The organism is Aureimonas sp. Leaf324, from assembly GCF_001423245.1.
In the GTDB taxonomy this organism is placed as follows: domain Bacteria; phylum Pseudomonadota; class Alphaproteobacteria; order Rhizobiales; family Rhizobiaceae; genus Aureimonas.
The window spans coordinates 210891-233481 of the sequence record NZ_LMOH01000026.1 but is presented as its reverse complement, the minus strand read 5'-3'; the positions used below and the strand labels follow the sequence as shown (position 1 = coordinate 233481).

The window sequence follows — 22591 nt, the reverse complement described above, 5'->3', positions numbered from 1 at the left end:
CCCGTGGCTTTAGCGGCAATCGCGAGGGGCGAAAAGCCCGATCGGCGGCCGCTTTGCCGCAACGCACGCCTCGCTGCGCATTTTCTTCCCGAATCGATTGACAGCGCGCCACGACGAAACTAATCAACCGCCAGTGCCCAGGTGGCGGAATTGGTAGACGCGCACGGTTCAGGTCCGTGTGCCGCGAGGCGTGAAGGTTCGAGTCCTTTCCTGGGCACCAATTCCCCTGATTATTCAGGGAAGCCCGTTCGTCAAGCCGAATAGCTATTGCAGGCATCAGCCTCTTCGAGAGCGGCGTGCAACGCTGGCTGTTCGTTGTGTGACACGACAAGGGACCCCTCGGTTTTGGCGCCGCACGCTGGAACGGCCTCTTCCGGCTTTGGGCCACGGGGTTGCAACTGTTTCATCATCGGCGCCCACGTGGGGAATCGTTCCTACTTCGAGCCATTCGATCCAGTTTCCTCGATGCGCGTTCTCCTTGGGAAATGCCGCCCATCCGAAGAGCGCCTGCCCGTCGACAACCGAAGGCCTGAAACATGGTCCGGTCCGGGCGATCCGCTCGCCGAGCGGCTGGTCTTTGAACCCGTTCTGTGCGCTGATCCCTTTCGGCGCGCATCGTGACGGGGCTGCGGCGAACGAACTGACAGGGTGGGACGACCGCGGATGAGGACCTATGCCATTGCGGCCGATGTGGCGGGCGAGACGGACGAGGCGGCCAGCCGGCGGATCTTTCTGGCGGAGCGGATCCAGACCTTCTTTCCCGCCGCCTGCCGTCCGCTCGGCGTGCTGTGGATTGCAAAATCCGAACGTGGGCTGTCCGAAATCCGCGACAACCTCGCTCCCTATCTCAACGAGGGCGACAAGCTCCTCGTCCTGCCGATCGACGACGCCTGCGCCTGGAAGGGCCTCGAACCCGAGGTCGCGGTGTGGCTGCACGAACAGCTCTGACGCATCGGACTGGCTGGCCGAAGCTCGCCACCTGACGACCGGAAGAGGCCAGCATCAACTGAGAAGGAGGAGGGCACAGCCGCCGATTGGGTTCGGAGAGCGCTCGCCCCGACAGGTCTTCCGGTCGATCGATGGTCACATGGGGCGGCGGTGTCGAACCGGGGCGTGATCGCACCGTCGAGTCGATCGATCGGAGGCGATACGGCCTGACTTCGCCTCTCCGCCCGAAACCCGGTGAGGGCGAGCGTCGCCGGTCGAGGCTCCGGGGACGCCCGCCGGCTTCGACGGGATTTGCTCTGCGACGGCTCGTGCCGGCGTCGAAGGGCGGTCGGCCGCCGGCAACGCGAAGATCCCGCCCCGGACAGCTTCGCCGGGCGGGATCGGTGTCAGAGCGCCAGGGCGTTCTGCGCGGCGGCCGAGACGACGATCGCCTCGCCGCCCGTCAGGTTGGGGTGCTGCTGGGCACCGGGGCTGCCGGTGTCCGACGCGTATCCCGCCTTCCAGAGATGCGGGTCGCCGCCCTGCTGCGCCGGCAGCGCGAACTCGACGACAGCCGTCACCAGCGGCCCGAAGCCGCCGGCCCGCAGATCGGCGTTGAAGGCAAGGCGCCGGCCGTCCTGCATCGCCGCCGGGACGGTCTGGTTGCTGTCGGTGACGGGCGCCGTCGCCGTGGTCGAGGGCGTGATCGTCGACTGATAGATCCGCACCGCAGGCAGCGCCGCCTTGAAGGCGGTGAAGAGGGTCGTGAGGTGCCCCTTCAGTACCGTCGCCGAGGACGAGGAGGACATGTCGTTGACGCCGAGATCGCAGAGGATGTCGGTGGCGCTGAGCGCCTGCATCAGGGCGATGCGCCGGGCGTAGCTGGTCCGGTTCGCCTGGGCGGAGGCGCCGGCGCGTCCCAGATGCAGGACGCTTCCCGCGCGGGACTCGAGGACGAGGCCGGCGAGGATGCCGAGCGCGAGACCGGGCGCCGTTCCGTGCGAGTAGCCGCCGACCCCTTGCGAGAGGCTGTCGCCGGCCAGCGCGAAGAGGCGATGGGAGGCCGGCAGATCGCCGATCAGTCCGATCGCGCTCGCCGGCATCTGCTGCGAGGCGTTGCCGATCGAGCCGGACACGGCCTTGTCGGCGAGATCGACGCCTTCCTCCATGTGGCCGATATTGGCGCTGCGGAAGGCGTCGGTGTAGTGCCAGCGGCCGCCGGGCGGCACCCGGCCGTTCGTCCGGATCCAGAAGACGCCGGCCGGAACCGTGAAGCCCGCGGCCTTCTCGGATTTCGCCAGGATCGTGCCCGGCGCGACCGTGACCGGCGCCCCCATGTCGCGGATCGTGCCGTCCGGCAGTTCGATCGCGCTGTGGTAGGTCGCCTCGTTCGGATAGTCGTACTCGGCGCCCGAATTGTAGTGGAAGCCGGTATAGGCGACCTCCGGGTTCGGGATCGGCACGGGCGTGTAGAAGCGCTTGCGGACGTTGAACGTCGTCTTCGTGCCGTCGGACGGGCGGATCTGGTTGCCCTGGTCGCCGCCGAAGCCGGCGAGGCGCCGGACGGTGTTGCCGCCGGTCGCGCCGGCCTCCGCCGCCGCCACCCTGAGGCTCGCCGACGTGACCTCCGCGCGGGCCGCGATCCGTTGCCCGGCGACCGGCGCGGCCGCGAAGGCGAAGGTCCAGCGCCCCTCGGCCGAGGTCGTCGCGCTGCCGGCGGACGCCCCGTCGAGGAGGACGGTGACGGTGGCGCCAGGAGGAGCCCGGCCGCTCGCAGTCCGCGACGGCGGGTCGTAGGCCGGCCGCGACAGGGCGGATCCGCCGCGCGCGGCCAGAAGAAGACCGATGCCGAGGCCCGCCATCACGCCATGCCCACGATCTGGCCGGCGGTCGTGCCGGTGGCGAGGACGCGGGCGACGCGGATCGGCAGACCCGTCCCGTCGGCAAGGTTGCGGAACACCACGGCCTCGCCGCTCGACCGGTCCTGCACGGCGAGGTCGCCACCCTGGCCGACGAAGACGCCGGTGGTCACGAAGGCGAGGTCGAGACTGTCGCTCGGCACCACGGCGAAGATGCGGTTCGCCGGGCCGTCGGCGGTCGGGGCGTTGCTGGAATAGGGGTCTTGGGCTGCCATCGCGATCTCCTTGGAACGCCGGCAGGCTACGGGCGGGACAGGAGGGCGGGGAGAAACCGGGGAGGAGCGCCCCGGATCAGTGGGAGCCTCGCCACGTTTGAATGCGGCGTCGGCCGCGAGGGCACTTCGCCGCGCGCGGGCTGCCCGGCGGCCGATCAGGCCGAGGCGGTGCCGGGTCGCTTCCCGCGCATCTCACCCAGCGCTGCGCGCACGGCAGCAAGGAAGACCTGCGGCTTCAACTCGCCGCGCGCCGTCAGCGCCGAGCCGACGGCGAGCTTGCGCAGGAAGGCTCCGCGCAGGGCCGGAATGCGTCCGGAATGGCGCGCGATCACCAGCAGCCCGGACGGGTAGTACTTGGCGCGGATCGCCGTGTTGCGGTCGCGGTGGCCGATCGAGGCGAGCGGCATGAAGCGGGTCCGGCGGCAGGAGGCCAAGGCCCGCAGCGCGTAGTCGGTGTCCTCCGAGCCGTTCAGCCGGGCGCCGACGCCAAGCTCCGGGTCGAAGCCGCCGTTCTCGCGCACGATCACGGAGCGAAACACCATCGTGTTCGACGAGGCGCGCCGCAGGACGTCCTGCACCGAGGCGTCGCGCTCGAGAGCACCGTTCACCGGTACGGGGGCGGAGGCGTAGTCGCAGAACCAGAAGTCGAGGTCGGGCTGCCGGGCGAAGGCGTCGTGGATATGGCCGAGCACGCCGTCGGGATACCAGCAGTCGTCGTCCGGAAAGGCCACGACCTCGTCGCCCGCCATCCAGCCGAGACGGCGTCCCTCGACGAGAAGGGTGTTGCGCGCCGCCGATAGCGAGACGAGACCGGGTACGGCGAGAAGCGTCACGAGGCCGGCGTCCTCGGCCGGCACGAGGTCGCCGGGCGGCGTCGCGCAGCACTGCAGCAGGATCATCAGCCGCAGCTCGATGTCGGGCCGCGCCCGCGCGGCGGCCGAAACCGATGCGATCATCCGCGACAGGGCGTCGGACCGACCGGACGAAAGGTTGGCCGTGCTGAAGAGGTTGACGATCATGAACGGGTGGGCTCCTGGCGCGGATGGCGGACGGGCGAATGAAGGCTCAGGTGGAAGGATCGGTCGGCCGAGGGGCGCGTCCCGCGGCCGTCCCCGGCATCAGCTGTTCCGGTCGGTCCGGCAGGGCAGGACACCGTCGTCCACCAGCCGCTTCATGATGTTGGGCACGACGATCGAGGTGGCGCTACCGGGCGTCGGGTGGGCGCCGTCGACGATCGCCAGATAGAGGGCATCGGCACCCATCGCGTTCCAGGCCGGCCGGTGGTCGATATGGCGGGCGCCGAGCTCTTCGGCGAGCCGGCGATGGGCGTCCTCGTAGCGGTCGCGGAACGGGCGCGCCCACGACCGGCGGCCGCTGACGGGGTTCATCGCCATGACGTAGACGAGGATGCCGGGGTTCTGTCGGCGGAATGCGGCGACGATCGCACGCATGTTGGCCACGCTCTCGTCGACGCCGATCCACTTGTTGAGCGCGGCGTCGTTGACGGCAAATTCCAGGAACACGATGTCGGGCCGCGTGGCGGCGACCGCGTCCACCGCCCCGGCGCCCCAGTCCGACGCGGCCCCGGCGAGGCCGTCGTTCGTCACGTCGACCGGGGCGTGCGTGCAGGCCCCGATCGCAGCAGCGAGCGGCGCCTGCCATCCGCCGTTCGCCGTGAGGCTCGTGCCGAAGGTCGAAATCCGCAAGGTCCGCTCCTCGGCGCCCGCCGGATGCGCGAACGAGAGAGCCAGCGACAACGCCAGACCCCGGCCGAGCGCGCGGCAGACTGCAACCATCACGTCCGGCCTCCGGATCGGGGGGCCTGCCTGCCGCGACAGCAAGGCGCGCCCGTCTCGCCTCGTCAGGCCGAGCGCGCGAGGGGCTCGGCGGCGGGCGCCTGAACGCTGCCGCGGCCGATCGAGTGGTACTCGAAGCCGGCCTCCGCCATGGTCTCCAGCGAGAACACGTTGCGGAAGTCGACGAGGATCGGGTTGCGCAGGGCGGCGCGGTAGCTGTCCAGCGGGAAGCGCACGAACTCCTCCCATTCGGTGGCGAGAACGCAGAGGTCCGCCCCCTCGATCGCGTCCTGCATCGTCGGGCAGTACTCGATCGCATCGCCCAGCATCTCGCGGGCGTGGTCCATGCCCTTTGGATCGAAGGCGCGCACGATGGCGCCGCGCTGCGTCAACTGCTCGGCGACCAGCACCGCCACGCTGTCGCGCACGTCGTCGGTGTTCGGCTTGAAGGTCAGGCCGAGGAGGGCGATCGTGCGCCCCTCCACCGAGCCGCCGGCGGCCTGGATGACCTTGGCCACCATGCGGTGCGGGCGCGAGCGGTTGACGGTGATGACGGCCTCGACGATCGTCGCGGGGCTGAGCGCCTTCTCGCCGATATGGACCATGGCGAGCGTGTCCTTCGGGAAGCACGAGCCGCCGTAGCCGGGGCCGGGCTTCAGGAACTCGCGGCCGATGCGCTTGTCCGAGCCCATGCCGCGCGAGATCGCGCCGATGTCGCCGCCGACCTTCTCGCAGATGTCGGCCATCTCGTTGATGAAGGACACCTTGGTCGCCAGGAACGTGTTGGCCGCGTACTTGATGAGTTCTGACGAGATGATGTCGGTGGAGATCAGCTCGAAGCCCTGGTCGGTGAAGGGGCGATAGAGCGCCTCGAGACTTTCGCGAGCCCGCGCGCTGTCGGTGCCGATCACGATGCGGTCCGGCTTCATGAAGTCGGAGACCGCGTTGCCCTCGCGCAGGAACTCGGGGTTCGAGGCGACGTCGAAGTCGAGGTTCGGATTCTCGCGCTCGATGATCCGACGCACCTCGTTGCCGGTGCCGGCCGGCACGGTCGACTTGGTCACCACCACGGCGTAGTGGTCGAGGTTGCGGGCGATGTCGCGGCTCGCGGCATAGACGTATTGAAGGTCGGCGTTGCCGTCGAGCTTGCGGGTCGGCGTGCCGACCGCGATGATGACGATGGCGGCTTCGCGCAGCGCCTCGGCGATGTCGGTGGTGAAGATGAGGCGGCCGGCCTCGGCGTTGCGGACCACGACCTCGTCGAGGCCCGGTTCGTAGATCGGGATGATGCCGGCCTTCAGCTTCTCGATCTTGGCTTCCACCTGATCGACGCAGGCGACGCGCCAGCCCGATTCTGCCAGGCATGCGCCGGAGACGAGCCCGACATAGCCGGTTCCGATCACGGCAACCTGAGGCGCCGATCTTGCGGCATTCGACATATCGAGCATCGGACCGATCCATCACGTTCGAGCTGCAGAGCGCGCCGGAGTTCGCCGCCGGCCGATATGCAACTACAGGATAACGAACCCATGTTTCACGTCGTCCTTTGCAATGCAAGAAAAGGAACGTTACAAGGTTTCCGCCGGGTTCGGCATGAACCCGGCAGACTCTGCGCTATGCGATGAATGTGACGCTGCCATGTACGAGGCGCGGGGCCGAGGCCCCGGACGGTGGTCGATCAGACCGCGGTCTCCTCGCCGGCCTCGGGACGCACTGTCCGGTCCTGGCGCAGCGAGACCACCATGCCGGCCAGCGTGCGCAGCGGATCGGCGGCCGAGGCGGGCGCGGCGACCGGCGCCGCATCGTCCGCGTCTGCGACGAGGATCGTGTGGCGGTCGACGAGGGTCTGGGCCTGGTCGCGGATGGCCTGGAGGTCGCGCTGCAGGGCCGCGCGGCGAAAGGGGCCGCCCTTCAGGAGCCCGCTGAGGCGACCGAGCGCCTGAAGGCGCGCGTTCGCCGCTTCCAGGCGCTCCATTTGCGTCCAGAATTCAGCCTCGGCGGTTGGATCGATCCATGTCCGATTCTGAAGCATGCCCCAAGTCCCAGCGAATGCAATCCTTATAATGAGATGTAATTTGTCGGATCAAGCTTGTTCGGGCCTGTGAGGCGGGCGGGAGCCCCACCACGGGGTGTGCAGGGCGTTCCGAACTGCGAATTGGTTGATCCTTTTCATGTTGCACTGCATATGAACCGCAGGGATGCTGGACGGAGGTCGCGGTGAAGCAGGCGATGGTTGTGGGCGGGGCCGGGTTCATCGGAACCCACCTCTTGGCGCATCTGAAGGCGGAGGGGCGATACGACCGGCTGGTCAGCGTCGATATCCTGCCGCCGCAGCGGCCCGTCGCGGGCGTCACCTACGAGATCCACGACATCCGTGCCCCGTTCCCCGAGCGGCTCGACGGCGCCTTCGAGGCGATCTTCAACCTCGCCGCCGTCCACCGCACGCCGGGGCACGAGCCGCACGAATACTACGAGACCAATCTCGGCGGGGCGCTCAACGTCTGCGAGTTCGCCGCGCGCAACGGCATCGAGGCGATTCTCTTCACGAGCTCGATCGCGGTCTACGGCCCCGGCGAGGATTTGAAGACCGAACGCTCGGTGCCCGAACCGGTCTCCGACTACGGCCGCTCCAAGCTTCTCGCCGAGGGCATCCACCGCCAGTGGCTGGCGGGCGAGGCGGCGCGTCGCCTCGTGATCGCGCGGCCGGCCGTGATCTTCGGGCAGGGGGAGGGCGGCAACTTCACGCGCCTCGCCAAGGCGCTGCGCAAGGGGACGTTCGTCTATCCCGGCCGCAAGGACACGATCAAGTGCTGCGGCTATGTCGGCGAGATCGTGCGCTCGATGGACCATGCGATGGGCCTTCGCGAGCGCGCGTTCCTCTACAATTTCTGCTACCCCCGAGCCTATACGATCGAGGAGATCTGCCAGTCCTTCGAGCGCGTCGCGGGCTACAAGCCGCCGCGCGGCGTCGTTCCGCAGCCGCTGATGAATGCGGCCGCCATCCCGTTCGAGGTGTTGAACCGAGTGGGCGTGCGCAACGGCATCGACCGGGAGCGCATCCTCAAGCTCGTCCGCTCGACCCGCGTCGAGCCGGCGGCGCTGCTGGCCAGCGGCTTCCGCTTCTCGACCGATCTCGACGGGTCGTTGCGCGACTGGAAGAGCCGCAGCACCGGCGACGTCATGGTCTGAAGGCGCGCCAGGCCGCCTCGCGGCCGACCGTCTTTCCCACGAAAAGGGCCGCCGGCGATCCGCCAGCGGCCCTTTTCCCGTTCTGCCCCTCGTCCTCGTTCTAGACGAGAAGGATGTGGTCGGCCTTGAGGTCGACGCCGGCGCCGATGAAGGCGATGTCCTGCGAGCCGCCGGCCGCTTCGCCGTTGGCGTCGTAGGAGAGGATGCCGGTCGCCTTGTTGTAGATCAGCTGGGCGTCGAAGCCGACGGCCTTGTTGATCGACAGGTCGGCCGGGTCCAGCGCGCCGTTGACCGCGGTGAGGTTGGCGAAGGCGCCCTGCGAGCGGTCGAGCACGATGAAGTCGTCGGTGCCGAAGTCGAAGATGTGGTCGCGATTGCCCGCGCCCGCTTCCGCGAAGACGAACTTGTCGACGCCGCCGTTGCCGTAGAGCCGGTCGTTGCCCGCACCGCCGGTGATGACGTTGTCGGCGGTGTTGCCGGTGATCAGGTTGTTCAGGCTGTTGCCCGTGCCGTTGATCGCGGCCTCGCCGACGAGGCGCAGGTTCTCGATGTTGGCGTTGTCGGCGCCGGCATCGCCGAGCTTGACCGAGACGGTGGTGAAGATCTGGTCGATGCCGCCGTTCGCGGCTTCCCCGGTCACCTTCTCGCCGACCGTGTCGAAGACGTAAGAGTCGTCGCCGGCCGAGCCCTTGAAGATGTCGAGGCCGCCGCGGCCGTCGAGGAAGTCGTTGCCGGCGCCGCCGACGAGGACGTCCTGGTAGCAGCTCGCCTTGACGATGTAACGCTCGACGCTCTCGCCGGTCAGCGAACCGGTCGGGAGGAAGCCGAAGGCATACGACTTCACCGTCACGGCCGTCGCGTCGCCGGTCCCCTCGGACGACATGACGATCCGCTTGTCGGACGTGAGCTCCAGCGTGTCGGTGCCGTCGCCGCCGTCGAACTTCGAGCCGAAGAGGAGGCCGGTGTTCTCGTTGACGATCAGGCGGTCGTCGCCCTTGCCGCCGAAGAATTCGCTCGAGGTGATCACGCCGCCGCTGTCCGGCGTCTGGAACACGTCGTTGCCGTCGAGGCCGTGGATCGCCGCCTTCGTGTAGAAGGTCGACGTCAGCGTGTCGTCGTTGTTGGTCAGTGCAACCTTACCGAAAGATAGAAATTTACTGAAATCCATGCCGACCCCCTGTTGTTGGTTAGCGATCTATTAATGACGCTACGGAGGGAGTCAATCGAATGAATAATGATAAGTTAATGATAACAATTTATATCATATAGATCATTTTACACGGGCTGAGCGGGGCTCTGACGCTGCGTCAGCGGGCGGGCGATCCGTCGAGGGGCGGGTCTCTGCCGAGACGCGCGAACGCGCCTGCGGAGGTCTTCCCGCGCGCACGATCGGGCGGCACCGGATCGTGTCGGTGTTCGGGCGTTGCGTGAGGAAGGTGGGCGGCCCCGCGAGGCCGCGTCAGCGGATCTCGATCTGCCGTTTTTCGCAGATGTCGACGTCCTTCAGCACCTTGAAGGGCTTGGCCCTCGTGCGCCTCGCCGCTTGCCCTCGCGCGCGCGGCGGGGCGTTGAAGTTCACCGTGAAGGTGAAGATGCATTTGTTGTAGTCGTCGAAGATCGTGACCTGCCGCGACGAGCCGGCGGTGAGCGGAATGCGCGTCAGGTTGCGGTTGTTCGCGACGAGCTCGCTGGCGAAGGCGGTGACGGTGTAGATCGTGTCCGATGTCTCGTTCTGGAGTTCCACCTGCAACGTCGCGGCGGACACCGGCGCGCCCGAAGCCACGGTCAGGAGAGTCATGAGACAGGCTGTCGATCTGCGCATCGCTCGCATTCCTCGTTCGCGGATCACGCGTTCCAACCTGCGTCAACGGTCGCGCTTGGCAAGCCGGGCGGTCGCGGGTCATTAAGACCAATTCGAATGCTTTCTAGACAATGACGAACCTTTCCCGTCTATAGCGGGCCGATATGTCGGCAGCGTCCCAGGGGCTGACGGGATCGGAAACGGTCGCACGAGGAAAGAGTGGAGCGCATGACGGCATCCAGCAGGAACCGAACAGTTCATCCCGTCGTGATCGCAGGCGGCTCGGGAACGCGGCTCTGGCCGGTGTCGCGCGACACGATGCCCAAGCAGTTCGTCTCGCTTCTGGATTCCGGCCGCTCCACCTTCGAGGAGACGATCCTGCGCGTGTCGGGCGAGAGCTTCGCGCGCCCCGTCGTCGTCACCCATTCCGACTTCCGCTTCGTGGTGGCCGAGCAGCTCGCCGGCCTCGGGATCGAGGCCGACATCGTGCTGGAGCCCGAGCGCCGCGACTCGGCGGCGGCGATCGCCGTCGGTGCACTGATCGCGGCCGGGCGCGACGAGGACGCCGTCTGCCTGGTGCTCGCCGCCGACCATCTGATCCCCGACGGCGAGCTCTTCACCGCCGACTGCCAGGAGGCCGCCGAGGCCGCGACCCGCTTCGAGCGCATCATGCTCCTCGGCATCGAGCCGACCGGCCCGTCCACCGCCTACGGCTACATCGCGCCCGGCGCCCCGCTCGGCGACAGCGGCGCCTTCACGGTCGAGCGCTTCGCCGAGAAGCCGAACCGCGAGACGGCCGAGACCTATGTCGCGGAAGGCTATCGCTGGAACTCGGGCAACTTCGTCTTCCCCGCGCGCCTCATGCAGGAAGAGCTGTCGACCTATGCGCCCGAAGTCCTGAATGCCGCGCGCGGCGCGCTGGAGGCCGCCGTGCGCGACCTCGACTTCCTGCGCCTCGACGCCGATGCCTTCGCGAAGGCGCCGCGCATCTCGATCGACTATGCGGTGATGGAGAAGACGCGCCGCGCCGGCGTTCTGAAGACGCGCTTCCGCTGGTCCGACGTCGGCTCCTGGGACGCCATGTTCGACGTCAAGGACAAGGACGAGGCCGGCAACGTCCTCGAGGGCGCCGTCAGCGTCCTCGACACGCACGGCTCCTTCGTGCGCTCCGACGAGGTGCTGACGACCGTCGTCGGCCTCGACGACGTCGTCGTGGTGACGACGCCCGACGCCGTCCTCGTCACCTCGCGCGAGCGGGCCGGCGAGGTGAAGTCGCTGGTGGCCAAGCTCCACGCCGAGAATCGTCCCGAGGCCGGGCAGCATCACCGCATCCACCGCCCCTGGGGCTGGTACCAGCGGATCGATATCGGCGACCGGTTCCAGGTCAAGCACATCTGCGTCAAGCCAGGCGGCATCCTCAGCCTTCAGCGCCACTACCACCGCGCCGAGCACTGGGTCGTCGTGCGCGGCACCGCCGAGGTGACGGTCGACGGCGCGGTCAAGCTCTTCCACGAGAACGAGGCGGCCTACCTGCCGATCGGCTGCACGCATCGCCTGCACAATCCCGGCAAGATTCCGCTGAAGCTCATCGAGGTCCAGGTCGGCTCCTATACCGGCGAGGACGACATCGTGCGCATCGAGGACATCTACGCCCGCAACTGAGCCCGGCGGCTCCTGTTGCGTGCGGAACGAACCTGAAGGGCAGGCCGGCGGATGAGCAGCTTGAAGTTCGGAACCAGCGGCCTGCGCGGCCTGGTGGTGGATCTCGTCGGCGGTCCGGCGGCGACCTGGACCGCGGCGTTCCTCGCCCATCTCGATGCGGCGGGGCTGAGCCCGGTCACGCGGGAGGTGATCGTCGGGCAGGACCTGCGCTCGTCGAGCCCGCAGATCGCGGCCGACTGCCTGCGCGCCGCCAGCGCCAGGGGCTGGCACGCGATCGACGCCGGCGCGCTGCCGACGCCGGCCCTCGCGCAGGAGGCGATCCGGCGCGGCGCGGCCGCGGTGATGGTGACGGGCAGCCATATCCCGGACGATCGCAACGGCCTGAAGTTCTATCGCCCCGACGGCGAGATCACCAAGGCCGACGAGACCGGCATCCGCGCCGCCTTCGAGACGGGAGAAAAGGTCGGCGAGACGGGGGGAGAGACCCAAACGCTCGATGGCCTCACCGACGCCTATATCAAGCGCATCGTCGGCTTCTTCGGGCCGGAGGCCCTCTCCGGTCTACGCGTCGGCGTCTACCAGCAGAGTTCGGTCGCCCGCGACGTGCTCGTCGAGGCGTTGAGCCGCCTCGGCGCCTTGCCGGAGCCGCTCGCCCGCGCCGATCGCTTCATTCCCGTCGACACCGAGGCGCATCGCCCGGAAGATCTCGACCTCATCGCCGGCTGGACGGCGGACGGTCGCTTCGACGCCATCGTCTCGACCGACGGCGACGCGGACCGGCCGCTTCTGGCCGACGAGCGCGGCCGCATCGTGCGCGGCGATCTCCTCGGTCTCCTGACCGCCCGCCGGCTCGGCGCCGACATCGTGGTGACGCCGGTCACCTCGTCGTCGAGCCTCGAGCGCGCGCCGTTCCTCTCACGCGTCGTGCGCACGCGCGTCGGCTCGCCCTTCGTGATCGAGGGGATGGAAGGGGCGGCGGGATCGGGCACCGTCGTCGGCTTCGAGGCGAACGGCGGCGTCCTCGTCGGCTCGGACGTGGAGCGGGACGGGCGGCACCTGTCCGCCTTGAAGACGCGCGATGCGCTGCTTCCGATCGTCGCGACGCTTGCCGAGGCGAAGGCCGCCGGCCAGTCCGTATCGCGTGTCGTCGAGGGCCTGGAGGCGGGCGCGGCGGCGGCCGATCGCCTGCCGGCGATCGCGGCTGACAAGAGCGCGCCCTTCCTCGCCATGCTGGCGGCGAGGGGCGATGACGCGCAAAGCTTTTTTGCCGAGCGCGGCGCGATCGAAGACATCAACACGTTCGACGGCGTGCGCACGACGCTCGCCGATGGCTCGACCGTCCACTACCGCGCGTCCGGCAATGCGCCGGAGCTCCGCTGCTATGTCGAGGCTGCGAGCGAGCCCGCCGCGGCCGACCTTCTCGCCTGGGGCCTCGAAGCCGCCCGGCGTCGCCTCGACGCCTGAAGCCTAGAGAAGGCGGTCGAGGACGGCCTTCGTCGACTGGCGCCAGTCGGGCAGGACGAGGCCGTAGACGCGGCCGAGCGTCTCGCCCGAGAGGCGCGAATTGGCCGGGCGTCGCGCCGGCGTCGGATAGTCCGCCGTGCCGATCCGCCCGACGGTGACGCGCTTGCCGGTGCGGGCCTCCCGCTCCGCGAAGATCGCCTCCGCAAAATCCGCCCAGGTCGCTTCGCCCGAGCCCGTCAGGTGGAAGGTGCCGCGCAGGCTCGGGTCGGGATCGGCCGCAAGACGCCGCGCCACCGCGATCGCCGCGTCGGCGATGTCGAGCGCGCTCGTCGGCGTGCCGTGCTGGTCGGCGACGACGTTCACCGCGTCGCGCGTTTCGCCGAGCCGCAGCATCGTCTTCAGGAAGTTCGCGCCGAAGGGCGAGTAGACCCAGGCCGTGCGCAGGATCGCATGGTTCGGCTGCGCCTCTGCGACCCGCCGCTCGCCCTCGAGCTTCGAGCGACCGTAGACCGAGACCGGGCCGGTCGGATCGCTCTCGACGTACGGCGCCGTCTTCTCGCCCGAGAACACGTAGTCGGTCGACAGGTGGACGATGGGAACGCCGAGTTCGGCGGCCACCGCCGCCAGCGCGCCGGGGCCCTCGGCGTTGACGGCAAAGGCGAGGTCCGGCTCGCTCTCCGCCTTGTCCACCGCCGTGTAGGCGGCGGCCGAGACGATGGCGTCCGGCCGGGCGGCCGAGACCGCGGCGCGGATCGAGGCGGCGTCGGTGAGATCGAGTTCAGGGCGGCCGAGCGCCACGATCTCCACGCCCGCAGCCGGGCCGCGCTCCAGAAGCGCGGAGACCACCTGTCCCTGCCGGCCCGTCACCACGATGCGCATCGATCGATCCCCACGCTTCAAGTCGTTGGCCCCTCCTTACGAGGTGAGCGGCGTCGTTTCGAGCGAAAAGCTCACAGCCGCGGGTCCCGCCGTCTCGTCGATCCAGCATCGGAACGCCGTCATCGCCGTGGTTTCGGGGCGTGAATGCAGCCGGGTCAGCCAGTAGCGGCCGAGGTCGACGGCGCATGCGAAGGGCTGGACGAGAGTACCGGCGACGAGATGGCGTTCGAAGAGGGCGGGCGGTGCGAGGGCGACGCCCGCGCCCATCAGCGCGGCCTCGACCATGGCGAGCGAGGTGTCGAACGTGATGCCGGCGGGCATTCGCACGTCGCCCTCGAGGCCGGCGAGCGCGAACCACCGGGCCCATTCGTCCGAGCGGTAGGAGCGCAGGAGCACCTCGCGCAGAAGGTCTCGCGGCTCCGCCAGCCCCGCGGCCATCGCGGGCGTGCAGAGCGGGCTCAAGGGGGCATCGAGGATCGGCGCCGACCACGTGCCGTGCCAGGCCCCGTCGCCGAAGCGGATGGCGTAGTCGAGCCCTTCGGCCGCCGGGTCGACGCGGTTGTTGTGCGTCGACAGGCGCAGGTCCACGAAGGGATGGCGCTCCGCAAAGGCGGAGAGGCGCGGCACCAGCCAGCCGACCGCGAACGTGCCGACGGCTCCCACCCGCAGCGTCTCGCGCATCGCCCCGTTCTCGAAGCGGGTCAGCGTCCCCGCCATCCGGTCGAACGCGTCGCGCACCCCCGGCAGCAGCATCTCGCCCTCGCGCGTCAGCATCAGCCCGCGCGGCAGGCGCTCGAACAGCGCGGCGCCGAGCGACTGCTCCAGCGCCTTGACCTGATGGCTGACGGCCCCTTGCGTGACGTTCAATTCGATCGCCGCGCGGGTGAACGACTGGTGGCGCGCCGATGCCTCGAAAGCCCGCAGCGCCGTCAGCGGCAGATAGGGCCTTGCCATTCCCGTCCCCCCAATTTTTCTCATGGCTCGTCCGAAAATTCGTGGTTTGCGCCCGCCGCCGCGAACCCGGCACATGCGAGGCTGGAAACCACACCGGCACGGCTCTCGCCGCTGCCGCCACCCATAAGGTCCAGGCTCGATGTACGCCACCCCGACCCTTCGATCCCTCGTCGCGGGCCTTGCCCTGACGGCCTGTCTCGCCTGCAGCTCACTGAGCGCCGAGGCGGCCGATCCGGCGGCTGTCGAGCGCCAGGTCCGGTCCGTCATCGAGCCCGTCATGCGCGAGGCGGCCATTCCCGGCATGGCCGTCGTCGTGATCGAGAACGGACGGCGCCATCATTTCAATTTCGGTGTCGATGCGCCGTCGGGCGGCAAGCCGGTGACGGCGGACACGCTGTTCGAGCTCGGCTCCCTGTCCAAGACCTTCACCGCGACGCTCGGCGCCGCGGCCGAGGCCGAAGGGCGCCTGTCGCTCGCCGACCCGGCCGAGCGCTACGAGCCGGCTCTTGCAGGACACCCGCTCGGCCGCGCGACGCTTCTCGACCTCGCGACCTACACGGCCGCCGGTCTGCCCTTGCAGTTTCCCGACGACGTGTCGGGTGCGGACGGCATCCTGCGATATTTCCAGGCCTTCCGGCCCGAGGTCGAGCCGGGCGCCGTGCGGCGCTATTCCAACCCCTCGATCGGTCTTTTCGGCGAACTGGCGGGCCGGGCCATGGGACCGGGCTTCGAGACGGCGATGACGCGCGACATCCTGCCCGCCCTCGGCCTCCGGAGCACGTTCCTGACGGTGCCGGAAAGCGAGATGGCGCGTTATGCCTATGGCACCGCGCCGAGTGGCGAGGCGATCCGCGTGTCGCCCGGCGCGCTCGACGGCCCGGCCTACGGTCTGAAGTCCTCGGCCGCCGACATGGCGCGCTTTCTGGAGGTCGAGATCGACCCGTCCTCGCTCGCCGCCCCGCTTCGCGCCGGCGTCGAGGCGACCCATCTCGGACATTTCCGGGTCGGCCCGATGGTGCAGGGGCTCGGCTGGGAGCAGTATCCCTATCCCGTCGATGTCGAGACGCTGGTCTCCGGCAATTCCGCCGACATGGCGCTGAAGCCGCAGGCCGCGACGCGGCTCGACCCGCCGCAGGAGCCGCAGGGCGCGGTCCTCTTCAACAAGACCGGCTCGACGCGCGGGTTCGGCGCCTATGCGGCCTTCGTGCCGGAGCGGCGGATCGGCGTCGTGTTCCTGGCCAACCGCAACTGGCCGAACGAGGCGCGCGTGCGCGCGGGCCACGCGATCCTCTCGACCCTCGACTGACGGGCCGCCTCAGCCGCGCTCGAACAGGAGGCGCACCACGTTGTCCGGGTCGGCCGGTTTCCGGAACACCGGCACGTCGTCGTATTCCTGGGGGATGATCCAGTCGTCATAGCCGGTGACGAAGACGATCGGCACCGCATGGAGGCGAAGGGCGTGGGCGACGGGGAAGACCTTGTCGCCCGCGAGATTGACGTCGAGGATCGCCGCGTCCAGGTGCTCGCCGCCCTCCAGAAGCTTCAGCGCGTCCTCGACGCTCGCCACCGGGCCGACGACTTCGCCGCCTCCGCTCCTCACTGCGGCCGTCATCGCTTCTGCGGCGAAATATTCGTCTTCCACGATCAGGACGCGCTGACCGGACACTTCGAAGGCACAGGCTGTGAACATGGCGCATTCCGCTCGCGCGCGATCTTTCGCCCGTGATGTAAGGGCTTCACAACCGCTTGGCGAATGAATTGCCGGTAAGAAAGCCGTCCCGACTACCGAAGAGGGCGCCGCGCCCATGGGTTGGATGGGGGCGGGCCGAGGGTTCGGGCTTGTGCGCCGGCGCCGCCGATCGTTAGATCGCCCGGCAGGACGGATGGGCGCAAGGACAGTCCGGGATGGTTTCCGAGCCTTTCGACGAGCTGCCGCCGGCTCTTCTTGCCGGCTTCGCCGACTGCCTCTGGCGGATGGACCGGGAGGGTGTGGTGATCGCCGGAGGTCCGCTGGCATCCCTTTGTGCCCAAGCTCCGGCATGGGTGGGGCGGCCCTTTACCGATTGCGTGGAGCCGCAGGACCGGCCCCTGGCCGAGCGCCTCTGGAGCGAGGCGCGCGCCGCGCGGGCGCCGGTCGAAGGCGCGCTCCGGCTTCGGATCGGCGGCGCACCCGACGATCTCCTCCAACTGCGCCTCGCGCCGGCCTCCGACGGAGGCTGGCATGGCGTCGCGCGGCGCATGTCGGGCGAGGAGCGGCAGGCGGAAGCGCACAGCCGCCTGATCGAGACGATCGACGACGGGTTCTGCACGATCGAGCTGATGCCCGGCGCGGACGGGCGGCCCGCCGACTATCGGTTCCTCACGGTCAACTCGGCCTTCGAGCGCCAGAGCGGGATCAGCGACGCGGCCGGGCGCACTGCCTACGAGCTGGTGCCGGACCTGCCGCGCAAATGGCTCGAGACCTATGGCCGGATCGCCAAGAGCGGGCGGGCGGAGCGGTTCGAGGAGGTTCAGGAGGCCCCGCCCCGGTATTACGAGGTCTACGCCACACCGATCGAGCGCACCGGCGGGACGCGGCTCGCGGTGATGTTCCGCGATATCCTGCCGCGCCGGCAGGCCGAGGAGCGGCTGTCGGCGAGCGAGCGCCGGCTGACGACCCTGGTGCAGGGCATGCCCCAGCTCGTCTGGCGGGCCAGCGCGGTCGGCCGTTGGACCTGGGTCAGCCCGCAATGGACGACCTACACCGGCCAGACGATGGCGGAGGCGAGCGGCTTCGGCTGGCTGAAGGCCGTGCACCCCGACGACCGTCCCAGCGTCCTCGCCGCCTGGCGAGAGGCAGGGGCCCGCGGCGAATTCCGGGCCGAAATCCGGATCCGCGGCGGCGCCGAATCGTCGGAGCGCTGGTTTCAGGCGCGGGCGCTGCCGGTTCTCGATGAACGGGGGGGCGTGGCGGAGTGGATCGGCACCTCGACCGATGTCGACGATCTCCACCAGCTTCGCGGACGGCAGGAGGTGCTGCTCGCCGAACTGCAGCACCGCACGCGCAACCTCCTCGGCGTCGTCGCCTCGGTCGCCGAGCGCACGGCGCGCAGCGCGGCCTCGCTGGAGGAATTCCTGCCGCGCCTGCGCGAGCGGCTCCTGGCGCTGTCGCGCATCAACGGGCTCCTGTCGCAGCTCGATCGCGGCCAGCGCGTCACCTTCGACGCGCTGATCCGGGCCGAGCTCGAGGCGCGCGGCTTCCTCGATCCGCACGGCGACGCGCGGGTCATCCTCGACGGGCCGGACGGGGTGCGCCTGCGCTCGGCGAGCGTCCAGACCTTCGCGCTCGCGATCCACGAGCTGGCGACCAATGCGGTGAAATACGGGGCCCTGTCGCAGGACGAGGGGCGGCTGGCGGTGCATTGGCGCCTGTCGGGAGCCGAAGACGGCCCACGCCGGCTCGTCGTCGACTGGATCGAGAGCGGCCCTGAGCGCCCGCCGGCGCCGCCCGCCGTTGGGGGCGGCTACGGGCGCGAGCTCATCGAAAAGGCGCTGCCCTATCAGCTGAAGGCGAGGACCAGCTACGAGATCGGTCCGCGCGGCGTCCGCTGCACGATCGACCTCCCGGTGGACTGACCGCCGGCGTCAGAAGCCGCTGGCGATCCGCGCGTGCAGGGCGTGGACCGGCGAGCCCCGGCGCGTGCCGCCGCGTGCCTTCGCCAGCTCGAAGCGGCCGATCATCTCGTTCAGCGATCCGACTTCGCCGGAGAGTTCGGCGCAGGCGGCCGCCGACTCCTCGACCATCGCCGCGTTGCGCTGGATCGAGCGGTCGAGCGTTCCGACGCCGGTGTTGACCTCGTCCAGACCCTGCGCCTGATTGCGCACGGCGTCGACGATGACGCCGACATGGTCGTTCACCTCGGCGAACTTCTCGACGATGCTGCGAAGCGACACGCCGGCCCGACCCACGAGATCCACGCCCTCGGCGACCTGGTCGCGCGAGGTCGAGATCAGTCCCTTGATCTCCTTGGCGGCCTCCGCCGAGCGCTGGGCGAGACCGCGGACCTCCTGGGCCACCACGGCAAAGCCCCGGCCGGCTTCGCCGGCGCGCGCGGCCTCGACGCCGGCGTTCAACGCCAGAAGGTTCGTCTGGAAGGCGATCTCGTCGATCACCCCGATAATCGAGCCGATGCGGTCGGACGATCCCTGGATCTTGCCCATGGCGTCCACCGCGACACCGACGATCGAGCCGGACTGCTCCGCCTCGCGGCGCGTGCGGGCGACGAGTTCCCCTGCTTCCTCGGCCTTGCGGCTGGCGATCCGCATCCCCGCGTTCATCGCCGACAGCGCCGTCGAGATCTCTTCCACCGCCGAGGCATCCTGCTCGGTGCGGCGGGCGAGATCATCGGAGGCGACGCGGATGCCGTCCGCATTCGCCTGGATCGAGGCGCCGTTGCGCGAGATGGCCAGCATGGCGGTGCCGAGCGTTTCCACCGACGCGTTGAAGCTGTCGCGGATGGGATCGAGCGCTGGCGTGAAGGGCGTATCGATCCGGCGGTTGAGATCGCCCGCGGCGAGCGTCGCGAGGGCGCCTCCGAGGGTCTTGACCGCGCGCACGCGCCCGCTGACGTCGGAGGCGAACTTCACGATCTTGGCGACCTTGCCGTCGAGGCCGAGCACCGGGTTGTAGGACGCCTGAATGAAGACGTCCTGCCCGTCCTTGGCCACGCGCCGGAACTCGCCGGACACGAACTCGCCGCCCCGCAGCCGGGCCCAGAAGTCGGCATAGTCGGCGGAGGCGGCTTCCGCCCGGTCCACGAACAGGCTGTGGTGGCGGCCGACGATCTCCTCGAGGCGATAGCCGAGCGCCTTCAGGAACGCCGCGTTGGCCGTGATGATCTCGCCGTCCAACGTGAATTCGATGATGGCCTGCGAGCGGTCGAGCGCGGCGATCCGCGCGGCGCTGTCGATCTGGCGCTGCTTCGTCGCCGTGATGTCGTTGGCGAACTTGACGATCTTGACCGGCTTTCCCGCGCGGTTGAGGATCGGGTTGTAGTTGCCACGGATGAAGACCTCGCGGCCCCCTTTGGCGAGGCGGCGGAACTCGTCGCACTCGAACTCGCCGCGGCGCAGCTTCGCCCAGAAGGCGGCGTATTCCGGCGAGGCGGCGTGGGTAGGTTCGACGAAGAGGCTGTGCGGGCGCCCGACGATCTCGCTCTCGGTGTAGCCCATCAGGTCGCAGAAGTTGCGGTTGGCCCTGAGGATCTTGCCGTCGAGATCGAATTCGATGATCGCCATCGACATGTCGAGAGCCGAGAGGATGCGGTCGGCTTCCGAGGCGAACAGGCCACTCATGTCAGGCTCTCCCGATGACGTCGGCCGCAACCTAGATAGTCCCTCTTAAGATCGCTTAAAAATTGATTGTCCGGCGGATACTATCGTGGCCATGGGAATAATTCGCATAAAATTCTAGGATTAACTTCGTTCGGGCATGAAACGTTAAGGAATATTGACTGGCGATGAATTAACGGCAGTTTAACCTCACGAAAAGGCGAGGTGCCGTTATGACAATTGCTGCCGACGACTGGGTCAAGCCGAACCCTCTGTCCAACCCCGAGAGCCTGGAGTTCCGCTTCCGGGCGCGCCGATTCGCTGAGGTCGCGGCCCTGATCGAGGCGGCGCTCGCGACACGGCGCGAGATCGAGATCCTCGACCTCGGCGGCACCGAGACCTACTGGAAGATCGGAGCCGACCTTCTGGCCCGCCATGCCGGGCGGATCTCGATCACCCTCGTCAACAACGAGGCGGCCCCCGAGCCGACGGGCGCGATGTTCCGCAACCATTTCGGCAACGCGTGCGATCCGGCGCTCTTCGAGGGCGAGCGGTTCGATCTCGTCCATTCGAATTCGGTCATCGAGCATGTCGGCGACTGGGACGCGATGGTCGCCTTCTCGCGCACCGTGCATCGGCTCGGGACGCGCCACTTCATCCAGACGCCGAACTACTGGTTTCCGCTCGAGCCGCACTTCCGCGTCGTCGGCTTCCAGTACCTGCCGCTCGCCCTGCGCGCCGCGCTGACGCGCCACTTCAACCTCGGCTTCTTCCCGCGCGCCCGCAGCGCCGAAGAGGCCTGGAGCAACGTGCGCGATATCCGGCTCCTCGATGCCCGCATGATGCGCACGCTGTTTCCGGGATCGCGGATCGAGATGGAGCGCGTCGCCGGGCTCAACAAGTCGATCATGGCGATCCGGGACTGACCGGGCCCTTGCGCTAGCGCGCCTTTCGCCGATGCTCTTTGATCCGGCGCTTCAGGCGCCCGATCAGGTTGCGGCGTCGGCTGAGGGGCTCGAACATTTCGGACGGCCCCTCGGGATCGAGGATCTTGTTGTCGGCGAGCCACGCCTCGACGTCGTTGAGTTCGGGCGCCTCGTAGGGGACGAGCGAGCGGCCGGGACCGCGCAGCGCCTCGATCGCGGCGATCAGGGACCCCTTCGTCGCCAGCGCCCCCGACACCTCGTCGGGTCTGCAGCCGAGATGTTCGGCCAGAAGATCGTTGCGGATGTCGACGATCGACCCGGCGGCACCGTCCGGCGCGAGCGCCTCGTCCACCGTCACGTCGCATTCGGTGTCGAGCCGCATCGAGCGGTTGTTCATGTTGGACGAGCCGACGCGCAGGAACCGGTCGTCGACGACGAGGATCTTGGCGTGGACGTAGATCGCCTCGCCGCCCTCGTTCACCGGATGGTACATGCGGAAGCGGCCGTGACGGTCGAGCCGCCGAAGTGTCTCGACGAGCCGCGCGCGGGCCGTGTCCATGGCGATCGGCTCCAGCCACCCCTGCGCCGAGACCGGGTTGACCACGACGATCTCGGGGCCGTCCGGCTCCTCCAGCCGGTGCGCGATGGCCTCGGCGATGCGCCGCGAGGCGAAATACTGGCTTTCGGCATAGACGACGCGGCGCGCGGCACGGATCTGGTCGACGTAGAGCTCCTCGATCTCGCGCACCGCGTCGCGGTCGCCGAGTTCGGGCGCCGAACGCGACACGGCGACGTGGAGGTCGCGGAACGTCGTCCACAGTCCGTCCGGCCAGGTCGCCGGAATGCCCTCGATGGCCTGGGGATCGGGAGCGCCGCCGGCGGTCAGCCAGCGCTGCCGGCAGATCTCGCCGAGCCGGGCTGCGGCCGGGCCGGTCAGCGCGGTCGAGGCGTCGTGCCAGGGCTTGTAGCGGCGGCGCGTGAAGGGGCGGCGGCGGCGTTCGTCCTCGAAGGCATGGGCCCGCGTGTCCCAGCGGTCGGCGGTCATGTCGATGCCGCCGCAGAAGGCGAGGGCGTCGTCGATCACCACGATCTTCTGGTGGTGCGAGGAGCCCGTCGGATGGGCGCCGTCGAGCTTGGTGTGGATGCGCGGATGCGCCATCCATTTCAGGAGCGTGAAGAAGGTCGAGCCGCGCATGAGCGTCTTCAGCGCGCCGACGTCCCACCGCAGCAGGAAGATCTCGAGCTCGGGATTGCGCTCCACCAGCCACAGCATGAAGTCGCCGAGTTTCTCCGGCCCCTCCGTGCCCGGCTCGTGGCCGAGCACGATGCGGCCGTCGAAATCCCAGCCGACCAGCATGATGCGCCGGCGGGCCGCCGTCATCGCCTGCCGGGCGAAGCGGAAATAGTCGTCGGCATCGACGATCACCGAAAGGCGGTCGGCCCGGTCGATCGCCATGCAGTTGCGCCCGGTCTCCAGGATCGTCGGGGCCGCTCCGGCGGTCGCCTCGTTCACTGCATCCAAGACCCTGATTCCTTCTTCACCCACGCT

Annotated in this window: 20 protein-coding genes and 1 tRNA gene; 8 read left to right on the top strand and 13 right to left on the bottom strand. The window is 69.0% G+C overall.

The annotated features are described in order from the left end of the window. Positions 1–135: 135 nt before the first annotated feature. A tRNA-Leu gene (locus tag ASF65_RS16215) sits at positions 136–220 on the top strand. A 443-nt stretch (positions 221–663) separates the two neighbouring features. Beyond that, on the top strand, positions 664–948 hold the full coding sequence (locus ASF65_RS16210; protein ID WP_055891314.1) for a hypothetical protein: 285 nt from the start codon (positions 664–666) through the stop codon (positions 946–948). A 386-nt stretch (positions 949–1334) separates the two neighbouring features. Here ASF65_RS16210 and ASF65_RS16205 read toward each other — a convergent pair whose 3' ends face one another. The 6 genes from ASF65_RS16205 to ASF65_RS16180 form a co-directional block, all read right to left on the bottom strand. After that, positions 1335–2789 carry a GDSL-type esterase/lipase family protein gene (locus ASF65_RS16205; RefSeq protein WP_055891311.1) on the bottom strand — a complete coding sequence of 485 codons (1455 nt, stop codon included), beginning with the start codon at positions 2787–2789 and terminating at the stop codon, positions 1335–1337. Further along, a complete protein-coding gene (locus tag ASF65_RS16200) occupies positions 2789–3061 on the bottom strand; it encodes a hypothetical protein (RefSeq protein ID WP_055891308.1) in 273 nt (90 codons plus the stop codon). The genes ASF65_RS16205 and ASF65_RS16200 overlap by 1 nt, the downstream gene beginning before the upstream one ends. A 155-nt stretch (positions 3062–3216) precedes the next feature. Further along, on the bottom strand, positions 3217–4080 hold the full coding sequence (locus ASF65_RS16195; RefSeq protein WP_055891303.1) for a glycosyltransferase family A protein: 864 nt from the start codon (positions 4078–4080) through the stop codon (positions 3217–3219). Between the two features lie 99 nt (positions 4081–4179). Next, complete coding sequence (locus tag ASF65_RS16190; RefSeq protein ID WP_055891300.1) at positions 4180–4857, bottom strand: SGNH/GDSL hydrolase family protein; 678 nt, start codon at positions 4855–4857, stop codon at positions 4180–4182. A 65-nt stretch (positions 4858–4922) separates the two neighbouring features. Then, positions 4923–6305: a UDP-glucose/GDP-mannose dehydrogenase family protein gene (locus ASF65_RS16185; RefSeq protein WP_082505745.1), complete on the bottom strand. Its 1383-nt coding sequence runs from the start codon at positions 6303–6305 to the stop codon at positions 4923–4925. A gap of 230 nt (positions 6306–6535) precedes the next feature. After that, entirely contained in the window at positions 6536–6889 is a 354-nt protein-coding gene (locus ASF65_RS16180) for a hypothetical protein (RefSeq protein WP_156369344.1), read from the bottom strand. Positions 6890–7074: 185 nt separating this feature from the next. On the opposite strand from ASF65_RS16180, the gene ASF65_RS16175 reads away from it, so the two are divergent. Next, positions 7075–8046 carry an NAD(P)-dependent oxidoreductase gene (locus ASF65_RS16175; protein ID WP_055891297.1) on the top strand — a complete coding sequence of 324 codons (972 nt, stop codon included), beginning with the start codon at positions 7075–7077 and terminating at the stop codon, positions 8044–8046. A gap of 100 nt (positions 8047–8146) precedes the next feature. Here the strand turns inward: ASF65_RS16175 and ASF65_RS16170 are convergent, their stop codons facing one another. Beyond that, complete coding sequence (locus ASF65_RS16170) at positions 8147–9214, bottom strand: calcium-binding protein (RefSeq protein ID WP_055891289.1); 1068 nt, start codon at positions 9212–9214, stop codon at positions 8147–8149. Positions 9215–9505: 291 nt separating this feature from the next. Beyond that, positions 9506–9844, bottom strand: a complete 339-nt coding sequence (locus ASF65_RS16165; protein ID WP_055891286.1) for a hypothetical protein — start codon at positions 9842–9844, stop codon at positions 9506–9508. A 231-nt stretch (positions 9845–10075) separates the two neighbouring features. Between ASF65_RS16165 and ASF65_RS16160 the strand changes: the two genes are divergently transcribed. Both ASF65_RS16160 and ASF65_RS16155 read left to right on the top strand, forming a co-directional pair. Continuing rightward, entirely contained in the window at positions 10076–11509 is a 1434-nt protein-coding gene (locus ASF65_RS16160; RefSeq protein WP_055891283.1) for a mannose-1-phosphate guanylyltransferase/mannose-6-phosphate isomerase, read from the top strand. Between the two features lie 51 nt (positions 11510–11560). Further along, on the top strand, positions 11561–12973 hold the full coding sequence (locus ASF65_RS16155) for a phosphomannomutase (protein WP_055891280.1): 1413 nt from the start codon (positions 11561–11563) through the stop codon (positions 12971–12973). 3 nt (positions 12974–12976) lie between these two features. On the opposite strand, the gene rfbD is transcribed toward ASF65_RS16155, so the two are convergent. Together rfbD and ASF65_RS16145 are read right to left on the bottom strand one after the other, a co-directional pair. Beyond that, positions 12977–13852, bottom strand: a complete 876-nt coding sequence (gene rfbD, locus ASF65_RS16150; RefSeq protein WP_055891278.1) for a dTDP-4-dehydrorhamnose reductase — start codon at positions 13850–13852, stop codon at positions 12977–12979. A 36-nt stretch (positions 13853–13888) separates the two neighbouring features. Further along, positions 13889–14806: a LysR family transcriptional regulator gene (locus ASF65_RS16145; RefSeq protein ID WP_055891275.1), complete on the bottom strand. Its 918-nt coding sequence runs from the start codon at positions 14804–14806 to the stop codon at positions 13889–13891. A gap of 139 nt (positions 14807–14945) precedes the next feature. Between ASF65_RS16145 and ampC the strand changes: the two genes are divergently transcribed. Then, complete coding sequence (gene ampC, locus ASF65_RS16140) at positions 14946–16112, top strand: class C beta-lactamase (protein ID WP_055891272.1); 1167 nt, start codon at positions 14946–14948, stop codon at positions 16110–16112. Positions 16113–16121: 9 nt separating this feature from the next. Here the strand turns inward: ampC and ASF65_RS16135 are convergent, their stop codons facing one another. Further along, on the bottom strand, positions 16122–16496 hold the full coding sequence (locus ASF65_RS16135; RefSeq protein ID WP_055891270.1) for a response regulator: 375 nt from the start codon (positions 16494–16496) through the stop codon (positions 16122–16124). Positions 16497–16711: 215 nt separating this feature from the next. Between ASF65_RS16135 and ASF65_RS16130 the strand changes: the two genes are divergently transcribed. Next, positions 16712–18421 carry a PAS domain-containing protein gene (locus tag ASF65_RS16130; RefSeq protein ID WP_055891268.1) on the top strand — a complete coding sequence of 570 codons (1710 nt, stop codon included), beginning with the start codon at positions 16712–16714 and terminating at the stop codon, positions 18419–18421. 9 nt (positions 18422–18430) lie between these two features. Here the strand turns inward: ASF65_RS16130 and ASF65_RS16125 are convergent, their stop codons facing one another. Continuing rightward, a complete protein-coding gene (locus ASF65_RS16125; RefSeq protein ID WP_055891265.1) occupies positions 18431–20140 on the bottom strand; it encodes a PAS domain-containing methyl-accepting chemotaxis protein in 1710 nt (569 codons plus the stop codon). A gap of 209 nt (positions 20141–20349) precedes the next feature. Here ASF65_RS16125 and ASF65_RS16120 point away from each other — a divergent pair, with 209 nt between their 5' ends. Beyond that, complete coding sequence (locus ASF65_RS16120) at positions 20350–21042, top strand: methyltransferase domain-containing protein (protein WP_055891262.1); 693 nt, start codon at positions 20350–20352, stop codon at positions 21040–21042. 13 nt (positions 21043–21055) lie between these two features. Here ASF65_RS16120 and ASF65_RS16115 read toward each other — a convergent pair whose 3' ends face one another. Continuing rightward, on the bottom strand, positions 21056–22555 hold the full coding sequence (locus ASF65_RS16115; protein WP_348271182.1) for a phospholipase D-like domain-containing protein: 1500 nt from the start codon (positions 22553–22555) through the stop codon (positions 21056–21058). Positions 22556–22591 lie beyond the last annotated feature (36 nt).

Coding starts and splice junctions, on each gene's coding strand:
- ASF65_RS16210 (WP_055891314.1), top strand. CDS start 664: ATGAGGACCTATGCCATTGCGGCCGATGTGGCGGGCGAGACGGACGAG.
- ASF65_RS16205 (WP_055891311.1), bottom strand. CDS start 2,789: ATGGCGGGCCTCGGCATCGGTCTTCTTCTGGCCGCGCGCGGCGGATCC.
- ASF65_RS16200 (WP_055891308.1), bottom strand. CDS start 3,061: ATGGCAGCCCAAGACCCCTATTCCAGCAACGCCCCGACCGCCGACGGC.
- ASF65_RS16195 (WP_055891303.1), bottom strand. CDS start 4,080: ATGATCGTCAACCTCTTCAGCACGGCCAACCTTTCGTCCGGTCGGTCC.
- ASF65_RS16190 (WP_055891300.1), bottom strand. CDS start 4,857: ATGGTTGCAGTCTGCCGCGCGCTCGGCCGGGGTCTGGCGTTGTCGCTG.
- ASF65_RS16185 (WP_082505745.1), bottom strand. CDS start 6,305: ATGCTCGATATGTCGAATGCCGCAAGATCGGCGCCTCAGGTTGCCGTG.
- ASF65_RS16180 (WP_156369344.1), bottom strand. CDS start 6,889: ATGCTTCAGAATCGGACATGGATCGATCCAACCGCCGAGGCTGAATTC.
- ASF65_RS16170 (WP_055891289.1), bottom strand. CDS start 9,214: ATGGATTTCAGTAAATTTCTATCTTTCGGTAAGGTTGCACTGACCAAC.
- ASF65_RS16165 (WP_055891286.1), bottom strand. CDS start 9,844: ATGACTCTCCTGACCGTGGCTTCGGGCGCGCCGGTGTCCGCCGCGACG.
- ASF65_RS16160 (WP_055891283.1), top strand. CDS start 10,076: ATGACGGCATCCAGCAGGAACCGAACAGTTCATCCCGTCGTGATCGCA.
- ASF65_RS16155 (WP_055891280.1), top strand. CDS start 11,561: ATGAGCAGCTTGAAGTTCGGAACCAGCGGCCTGCGCGGCCTGGTGGTG.
- rfbD (WP_055891278.1), bottom strand. CDS start 13,852: ATGCGCATCGTGGTGACGGGCCGGCAGGGACAGGTGGTCTCCGCGCTT.
- ASF65_RS16145 (WP_055891275.1), bottom strand. CDS start 14,806: ATGGCAAGGCCCTATCTGCCGCTGACGGCGCTGCGGGCTTTCGAGGCA.
- ampC (WP_055891272.1), top strand. CDS start 14,946: ATGTACGCCACCCCGACCCTTCGATCCCTCGTCGCGGGCCTTGCCCTG.
- ASF65_RS16135 (WP_055891270.1), bottom strand. CDS start 16,496: ATGTTCACAGCCTGTGCCTTCGAAGTGTCCGGTCAGCGCGTCCTGATC.
- ASF65_RS16130 (WP_055891268.1), top strand. CDS start 16,712: ATGGTTTCCGAGCCTTTCGACGAGCTGCCGCCGGCTCTTCTTGCCGGC.
- ASF65_RS16125 (WP_055891265.1), bottom strand. CDS start 20,140: ATGAGTGGCCTGTTCGCCTCGGAAGCCGACCGCATCCTCTCGGCTCTC.
- ASF65_RS16120 (WP_055891262.1), top strand. CDS start 20,350: ATGACAATTGCTGCCGACGACTGGGTCAAGCCGAACCCTCTGTCCAAC.